Origin of the sequence: Suttonella ornithocola, assembly GCF_001889065.1 — a bacterium.
GTDB lineage: Bacteria > Pseudomonadota > Gammaproteobacteria > Cardiobacteriales > Cardiobacteriaceae > Suttonella_A > Suttonella_A ornithocola.
In genome coordinates, this window is record NZ_LWHB01000155.1 from 1 (window position 1) to 8,661 (window position 8,661).

At 39.9% G+C, this 8,661-nt stretch carries 9 protein-coding genes; 6 read left to right on the forward strand and 3 right to left on the reverse strand.

All coding sequences use genetic code 11. From position 1 onward, the window contains the following. Positions 1-208, forward strand: a 208-nt coding sequence (locus tag A5N85_RS11270) for a transposase (protein ID WP_249023959.1), incomplete at its 5' end; no start/stop codon positions are given. 513 nt (positions 209-721) lie between these two features. Here A5N85_RS11270 and clpA read toward each other — a convergent pair. After that, positions 722-3,022 (reverse strand): ATP-dependent Clp protease ATP-binding subunit ClpA, encoded by a 2,301-nt coding sequence (clpA, locus tag A5N85_RS11275; protein WP_072577315.1) that lies wholly within the window; start codon positions 3,020-3,022, stop codon positions 722-724. Positions 3,023-3,038: 16 nt separating this feature from the next. After that, positions 3,039-3,344 carry an ATP-dependent Clp protease adapter ClpS gene (gene clpS / locus A5N85_RS11280; protein WP_072577316.1) on the reverse strand — a complete coding sequence of 102 codons (306 nt, stop codon included), beginning with the start codon at positions 3,342-3,344 and terminating at the stop codon, positions 3,039-3,041. 282 nt (positions 3,345-3,626) lie between these two features. Here clpS and A5N85_RS11285 point away from each other — a divergent pair, with 282 nt between their 5' ends. The 4 genes from A5N85_RS11285 to bfr (A5N85_RS11300) all read left to right on the forward strand — a co-directional run bounded on the left by A5N85_RS11285 (position 3,627) and on the right by bfr (A5N85_RS11300) (position 7,572). Further along, a complete protein-coding gene (locus A5N85_RS11285) occupies positions 3,627-5,396 on the forward strand; it encodes a M61 family metallopeptidase (RefSeq protein WP_072577317.1) in 1,770 nt (589 codons plus the stop codon). Between the two features lie 10 nt (positions 5,397-5,406). Beyond that, on the forward strand, positions 5,407-6,456 hold the full coding sequence (pyrC, locus tag A5N85_RS11290) for a dihydroorotase (protein WP_072577318.1): 1,050 nt from the start codon (positions 5,407-5,409) through the stop codon (positions 6,454-6,456). Positions 6,457-6,620: 164 nt separating this feature from the next. Then, complete coding sequence (gene bfr / locus A5N85_RS11295) at positions 6,621-7,085, forward strand: bacterioferritin (protein ID WP_072577319.1); 465 nt, start codon at positions 6,621-6,623, stop codon at positions 7,083-7,085. A 10-nt stretch (positions 7,086-7,095) separates the two neighbouring features. Continuing rightward, a complete protein-coding gene (bfr, locus tag A5N85_RS11300; protein ID WP_072577320.1) occupies positions 7,096-7,572 on the forward strand; it encodes a bacterioferritin in 477 nt (158 codons plus the stop codon). Between the two features lie 7 nt (positions 7,573-7,579). Here bfr (A5N85_RS11300) and A5N85_RS11305 read toward each other — a convergent pair whose 3' ends face one another. Continuing rightward, entirely contained in the window at positions 7,580-7,804 is a 225-nt protein-coding gene (locus tag A5N85_RS11305) for a bacterioferritin-associated ferredoxin (RefSeq protein ID WP_072577321.1), read from the reverse strand. Between the two features lie 205 nt (positions 7,805-8,009). On the opposite strand from A5N85_RS11305, the gene A5N85_RS11310 reads away from it, so the two are divergent. Then, entirely contained in the window at positions 8,010-8,615 is a 606-nt protein-coding gene (locus A5N85_RS11310; protein ID WP_072577322.1) for an RNA pyrophosphohydrolase, read from the forward strand. The last annotated feature ends 46 nt before the right edge of the window (positions 8,616-8,661 follow it).

Genomic DNA, 8,661 nt, shown 5'->3' on the forward strand with positions numbered 1-8,661 from the left:
CAATGCCGCTTTTCATAAACGCAGTGATATTCAAGCAATCATTGAAGAGCATGGGCATGAGATAGTTTGGTTACCCCCTTATAGTCCAGACTTAAATCCTATTGAAAAGATGTGGGCTTGGATTAAGCAAATACGCAAAGAATGGCGGATGGATTGTATTGATACTTTATTCTTTTATCTGCTTTGGATTGGGTTGGGTTTTAGATGATTGCACTATACATGGCTCACCTTTCTGTAAAAAAACAAAAGGTCAGTATTGCTTTTTTGGTGGGTGAACGGTGAGCAAGATTAAACAGCTTTTATAGTCAACTTCCCAAAAAATACATACAACATTAACCCAATATCCACTTTGAAAACAGAATCCTATCTCCAATGGCTGTATGCATTTTTCGGGAGTCCAGCTATATAGAATTGATTGGTAATTTATGGCGAGATAATTTGAGACCTTTGCAAAAAAACATAAAATAGAGGAATTTCAATTTTTCAAATTTTGAAAAAATATTAAAATCATGGTGTTATAGTGCAATCAGCTAAAAAAAACATCCTATAGCCCTTATCTAACCATTCTAGCGGTAGATAACGTTCTGTTTTTTAGCTGATTTGACTATAATTTTTCTGCTAGTAGCAAAAATTAGTGTAAAACGGAATTTTGCAAAAGTCTCAATTTAATAATCCCATTCCTTATGATTAAGAAATGGGATTTTTTTATATGTGAGATAGGTTAATACAATTCGCTATCGGTATTCAGTAAGGATGTATCGGTAAATTCAACGTTTGCATCGATATCTAATACAGGAGTATCTTCATCAATGAGTACGCTCACATGTCCGCCATTTTTAGTGAGTTTACCGAATAGTAGCTGCTCAGCAAGCGGTTGTTTGATGTGTTTTTGAATGAGGCGTGCCATTGGACGTGCGCCCATTTTAGGGTCGTAGCCATATTTGGTAAACCAAGTTTTGGCCTCTGGTGATAGACTGATGGTCACATGCTGTTCTTCTAGCTGTGCTTCTAACTCAATAATAAATTTATCAATAACATGCGAAATGTCTTTTTGGCTTAGTGGAGCAAAAGGAATAATGGCGTCTAAGCGGTTGCGGAATTCTGGGGTAAAGTAGCGTTTAATCGCAGCGTCAGATTGTTCCTGAGCATGTTCTGCACTTTGGCTATGTCCAAATCCAATCCGATTTTTTTCCATTTCAAATGCCCCGACGTTACTGGTTAGGATAATGATAAGGTTTCGGCAATTGATTTCTCGACCGTTAGCATCGGTTAGGATTCCATGATCCATCATTTGCAGTAGGATATTCATGATATCGGGATGGGCTTTTTCTATTTCATCCATGAGCAGAACGGCGTGCGGATGTTTTTGGATTTTTTCGGTTAGTAAACCGCCTTTTTCATGCCCAACATAGCCGGGCGGTGAACCAATAAGACGACTCACTGCGTGAGCCTCCATATATTCGCTCATATCAAAGCGTAATAAGTTAATGCCAAGTATATGGGACAGTTGACGGCAGACTTCTGTTTTTCCCACGCCCGTTGGTCCTGTGAATAAGAAGTTTCCAATGGGTTTTTCTTTTTCACGCAGTCCGGCACGGCTTAGCTTGATGGCATCTGCCAACGCTTCGATGGCTTTGTCTTGACCAAAAACGACAGTTTTTAAATCGCGCGCTAAGGTCTTTAGTAGGTTTCTATCGTCTTGAGAAACGCTTTTCTCAGGGATTTTTGCTACTGCCGCGACTAATTGTTCAATTGCTAAGGCATCAATGGCTTCTAAGCGTTTTTCTTTGGTCAAAAGTTTTTGTCTTGCACCAGCTTCGTCAAGTAAATCAATGGCTTTATCAGGAAGGCGACGGTCATTGATATATCGGTCGGAAAGGGTAACCGCGGTCTCTATGGCTTCATCTAAATAGCGAATATCGTGGAAGTCTTCGTAGCGTTCGCGTAATCCTTTTAAAATCGCGATAGCATCAGATAGGCTAGGTTCGGCAATATCCACTTTTTGGAAGCGACGAGAAAGTGCTGGGTCTGTTTCAAAGATTTGTCGGTATTCTTGGTCGGTAGTTGCGCCGATACATCTTAGCTCGCCGTTAGCTAAGGCGGGTTTGATGAGGTTTGAAGCATCCATTGTGGAGCCAGTAGTAGCACCAGCACCAATAATGGTATGAATTTCATCAATAAAGAGAACGGCATTTTTAATTTCTGCCAGTTCTTTTAAAAGTGCTTTGATGCGATTTTCAAAGTCGCCACGATATTTTGTACCAGCAATTAGGTTACCAATATCTAGACTATAAATGACAGCATCTTTTAAGATATCAGGCACGTTTCCATCAATGATGGCTTTAGCGAGTCCTTCGGCAATCGCTGTTTTCCCAACACCCGCTTCACCCACAAGAATAGGGTTATTTTTGCGGCGACGACATAGAGTTTGAATCGTGCGCTCAATTTCGCGATGTCGACCAATAAGCGGATCGATTTTTCCTTCTTGGGCTTTTTGATTAAGGTTGGTTGCGTAGTTTTTCAGTGCGCTTTCTTTTTCTGATTCGATGGTTGCTTCTTCTGCATCATTTTCGGATGTTTTTTCTTGTCCCGTAATGGTGCCATGGGCAACATAGGCAATTAAATCTAAGCGAGAGATTTCTTGCTTACGGAGAAAGTAAGCCGCATAGGAATCACGCTCTGATAGGATAGAGATAAGAGCATTTAAGGTGCTGACTTCTTCTTTACCGGCATTGCGCGCGTGTAATACACTTCGCTGAATCATGCGTTGGAAAGCAAGTGTGGGTTGAGTGCTTCGAGCAGAGTCGTTAGGTGAAAATTTGGGGCAATGCTCTTCTAGGTAGCGTTCTAATTGTTCACGAAGTTGCGCTAAGTCTGCGCCTAATGCGAGTAGAGCATCGGTAATGTTTTGTTCGTCTAGTAGGGATAGTAAAAGGTGTTCTAAGGTAAGAAATTCGTACTTCGCGCTTTGTGCGCCTTGATAGGCGCGGTCAATAGCTTTTTCTAAGGCATTGGATAACATTTTAGCTCCTTTCAATTTAATGCGGACGCAAGACGCTCATTAATGGATGACCATTCTCACGCGCATAATCAATCACTTGCTGAACGCGAGTTTCGGCAATTTCTTTGGGGTAAATGGCACAAACAGCTGAGCCTTTTTCATGGACGGTATACATTAGCTTTTCTGCTTCGTCGTAATTTTTGTGAAAAAATCGTTGTAAGACTTCGATAACAAACGGCATTGTCGTGTAATCGTCATTGAGCAGCAGGACTTCATAGAGCTGTGGTTCTTCTAGCTCAGGATCAGTAAGCGAGGTTTCATATTCGGTTTCGTATTGGCTCATTTCTGACAGCAGTGACTTAAGTAACATCCGTCATTATGGGGGAGTTTTTTTGCTTTGCAAGCCTTGTTTATAAGAGAATTTTTAGGATTTGTTTAGGTTTGAGTGGTTCAAAAGTATTTAAGGTTTGCAAAATTAGCTTGGTTTTTATTTTTTATCTTTTTATTTTTGTAAGTCATGTGTTTATGCTTTCTTCTTTGAGAAACAGTTAGGATTGGTTTTGTTTCTTTTGGTTTAGCGATAGGATAGGCTTTTCTTTTAATCCGCTTATTAGCAAAGATAGTTATGAATACAGCCGTTCGTTTTAGTATTTCTCCTTTATTTGGTAATCGTTATTTGGTCAAAATGCGGTTTGTTGGGCAGGAGAAAATCCATTTTTCCTTACCGATTTGGATTCCCGGCAGCTATACTCGTCGAGATTTTTCGCGCAATATTGCGATTCGAAGTGTGACTTCTAATGATAAGGCGGTCAATTGGCAGCTGGTTTCTCCCTCTTCTTGGCAGGCTGAAGGAGAAAAAGGAGAGTGGCAAATTGAATATGAGGTTTATGCCAGGGAATATTCTGTTCGAGGATGTTATTTAGATGATGTTCGCGGCATTATCAATCCTTGTTGTGCTTGTTTTTGGGTAGAGGGTTTAGAAAATGTCACGCAAATTTTAACTTGGCAGCCAGATGACATGCGAGAGGATTGGATAGTTTCTGGTGCACAAGCGCAAGATGGGCGTTTTGTTTTTGAGGATTATCAAGAATTGATTGATACGCCGTTTATGTTGGCAGAAAAGATGGTTTCTAGCAGTTTTGAGGCAGGCGGTGTTAAACATAGTATTTTTGTTTGTGGCTTGGCACAGCCTTTAGAAATTGCGCGTTTAACTGATGATGTGCAAAAAGTTTGCGAACAAGCCATTAAGCTTTTTGGCGGTTTACCACCGATTAAGCATTATCACTTTATGCTGTTTTTAACGGAAAAAGATTATGGTGGATTAGAGCATCAAAGTAGCACTTTGCTTATGGCGCCGCGCCGTTTGTTACCAACTGAAGTGAGTAAGTCATCAGGCTATATTCAGCTGTTAGGATTGTTTTCCCATGAATATTTCCATACTTGGAATGTGAAGTCTATGCGTCCGCCTGAGTATCGCCAAGGCTATCAATTAGCATCGGAACAGCCAACGGAAATGTTATGGTTGTTTGAAGGTTTTACGGCGTATTTTGATAATTGGTTGTTAAGACAAAGTGGCGTCATTGGTATTGATGCATATTTGAAGTTACTGGCAACAGATATTAGCCGCCATCTTCAAAAGGAAGGACGAAAACGCCAAACGCTTGCCCATTCTAGTTTTGAGGCTTGGACAAAACTTTATAATGGTGGTGAAAATGGCGGAAATATTTCAACGAGCTATTATGGACATGGCTCTCTTGCTGCGTGGTGCATGGATGTCTTTTTAAGAGAACAAGGTAGCTCTTTGGCAGAGCTTATGCCGAAGCTTTGGCAAGATGAAAAGGTAAAAACGCATGGTTTAGATGAGAAGCGGTTCATTACGTTGGCGCAACAAGTTATCCCAGAAGAATCTCATGCTGCTTTTGTTAATCTGATTGAAAAGCTTATTCATACAACTGATTATTTGCCTTTGGAGTGGGCGGCAACAGCTTTAGATTTAGAAATGAAGTTTTTAGCGCCGATAAGTATGGATGATACCGGTACGGAAGCAGATGCAAGTCAGCGAGCAACAAGCGATCCAGATTTTCGTTGTAAGGAACAAAATGGAAGATGGACGATTTCTTCACTGTTACCGGATGGTCAGGCAGCTTTTGCTGGGTTATCCGTAGGAGATGAGTTGTTGGCAGTGAATAATGAGCGAGTGAATGCCGATAGTTTATGGAGAGGTTTGTTTAAGGTATCAGCAGGTGAAAAGGTTAATCTTAGTGTGATGAGAGATGGATTGGAGCATCATTATCACTATTCACTTAGTAAAGCACGAGCCATTACTTGCTTATTAAAACAGCAATCTACCGTTGAGAGTGCTGCGCAGGCACGCGCGAGAAAGTGGCTAAATTAGGAGAACAAAGATGCAGGAAGTTATCACGCCACTGTTTGATGATATGCATGTTCACTTTCGAGATGGTGCGGCGTTAGCGCGAACTGTCGCGGATACGAGCGCTTATTGCGCTCGTGCATTGGTTATGCCAAATTTGGTGCCTGCGTTGGATACACTGGATGCTGTTCGTGATTATTGTGAGCGGATTTTAGCGCATGTGCCAAAAGGGCGAGCGTTTACGCCCTTGATGAGTTTGTATTTGAGCGAAAATCTTCGTGCGGAAGCATTAGCGGATGCGCGCGCAGTTGGCGTTAAGGCAGTGAAATGGTATCCCAAAGGGGCAACGACTAATTCCGCTCAGGGGGTAGGCAGTGTAGAAAAAATCTATCCTATTTTAGCGACGATGGAGAAAGTAGGATTGTTATTGCTTATTCATGGCGAAGTGACGGATGACGGGATTGATATTTTTGATCGAGAAAGTCATTTTGTTGATAACGTCTTAATTCCTTTGCGCAAACAGTTTCCTCATTTAAAAATGGTCTTAGAGCATATTACTACCGCCCATGCTGCGGATTATGTTTTAAGTGAGCATCAAAATTTAGCGGCAACGATTACCCCGCAACATCTTTTATTTAATCGCAATCAATTATTAGTCGGCGGAATTAAGCCACACTATTACTGTCTGCCTATTTTAAAAACGGAAGCTGACCGTAAAAGATTGGTGGAAGTGGCAACTAGCGGAGACTCTAGGTTCTTTTTAGGCACAGATAGCGCACCGCATTTGCAGCACGCTAAGGAAAATGCCTGTGGTTGTGCAGGTTGTTATAGTGCTTATCATGCGCCATCGCTTTATGCTGAAGTATTTGAGCGCGCAAATGCGTTGGACAAATTAGCTGATTTTGCTTGCGGTTTTGGTGCAGATTATTATGAATTGCCGAGAAATACAGAAGTTATCGGAAAGTTAAGGCTATATAAGCAAAGTCATCAGATTGCTGAAAGTTTAAGTTATAGTGGTGAAGCGCTTATTCCATTGGAAGCAGGCAAGGAATGGCAGTGGCAATTTGAAAGAATAGATGCTTAGAATAATTGAATGTCACTAGTATGATTAACCGGATACTGAATTGAATAAGAATAAATAGCATTATTATTGTATTTAATATTTATATTGTTACGTACAATTTATTTTGTAAAATAAATTTATAGCGTTTATAATTTTATGCCTGTAATTAAATTTTGGAGAATGCTATGAAAGGTAATGCAGAAGTTATCGAATATTTAAATGAAATGATTGCAGGTGAATTAGCGGCTCGTGATCAATATTTTATTCATGCTGAGATGTATGCTGATTGGGGATATAACAAGCTTTATGAAGCAAATCATCATGAAATGGAGCATGAAACAGAGCACGCAACACAAATGATTAAGCGAGTACTCTTTTTAGAGGGTACGCCGAATATGACCCCAGAAGCGTTAAAAATAGGCACCGATGTAGAGAGTATGATGCAAAGTGATTTAGAGCTAGAATATCGTGTTCGCGATAATTTAAAACGAGGAATTGCGTTGTGCGAACGCGTGCAGGATTTTGTTACTCGCAATTTATTGGTGAAACAATTAGAAGATACCGAGCAAGATCACGCACATTGGTTGGAAAAACAACTTCGTCAAATTAAAGATATGGGATTGCAAAATTATCTACAAAGCCAAAAATAAGGAGGAGTAGATGAAAACACAAACCAATATTTTGAGTGCACTCAATGCTGTTCTTCGCCATGAATTGACAGTGATTAACCAATATTTTCTTCACGCTCGAATGTTGAATAATTGGGGATATGATGAAGTTGGTGAAAGAATGTATAAGCAATCTATTCATGCGATGAAAAATGCAGATGCTTTAATTGCGCGTATTTTCTTTTTAGAAGGATTGCCTAATCTTCAAGATTTAGGAAAATTGATGATTGGGGAAACCGTTAGCGAAGCATTAGAATGCGATTTAAAAGTCGCAACAGCTAATCGAGAGGCACAACAAAAAGCCATTAGTTTGCTAGAAGAGCAGCAAGATTACGTTTCTCGTGAGTTGTTAAAGAAACAAATGGAAACAGTCGAAGATTATATTGATTGGCTAGAAGAACAGCTTGGACTAATTGAAGAAATTGGATTACCGAATTACCTTCAATCGGCAATTGAGCAAGATGATTAAAGTTTAGTTAAGCACTTGCTGGAAAATAAACACCAATGGCGGCAGGAATATCTTCTGTCGCCATATTTTTTTCTAGATGTTCAGAAAGAATTTCAGATACATGTCGGCGACAGCAACCGCATTGTGTGCCTACGCCTAATTCTTTAGCAAGAGCAGAACGCGTTGTTGCGCCATTTTCAATCGCGTATTGGATTTGTTTATCAGTGATTCCGTAGCAAAGACATATATACATTTGTAAAACCAATTGATAAATATTCTAATTTAGATAATCATACTTTTTTTGAGATATAGCGTCAATGACTTTGTTTATACATAACTGGCTAATTATTATCTTATCTATAGTATAAAATCGCGTCTTTTTTATAACTCTGCCTGTATCGTATTGTGAAATACCTCGCTATAATTGTGGACACTGTTCGCTTATGGAACAATGGAAAATGAATATACAACATAATGATGACAATATTTTTGATGGGCAAGGATTTAGATACAATGTCGGTATCATTATTCTTAATGCACAAAACCAAGTTTTTTGGGGGCGACGATGTGGACAAGATGCATGGCAATTTCCACAAGGGGGAATGCAAGGAGGAGAATCTAGTGAGCAAGCAATGTTTCGTGAACTTTGGGAAGAAACAGGTTTGTATGCCTCAGATGTAGCAGTTTTAGGAGAAACGCGAGCATGGCTACGTTATCGCTTACCCTTACGCTTTCGGCGTCGCCGCCGGGCGGGTATGGTGCAATGTATTGGTCAAAAACAAAAATGGTTTCTCTTAAAACTAAAAAGAGAGGAAACCATTATTAATTTAGCCGCTGCTGGGACACCAGAATTTGACCAATGGCGTTGGCTGAATTATTGGCAAGCAGTAGAAGAGGTTGTGCATTTTAAGCGTAAAGTTTACCAGCTGGCTTTGCAGGAATTATCGGAATTTGTACCGGAGCTTACTGAATTACGCCCTATATCCTCTATGGAAAATGAATATAGATATCAGTGTTACTATGGAAATAAAGCCCCTTCGTTTGCAAAACGTCGGAGAGATTGATGATTTTTAATGAAAAAATATTCGCTATTAGTGGATGTTATTTATT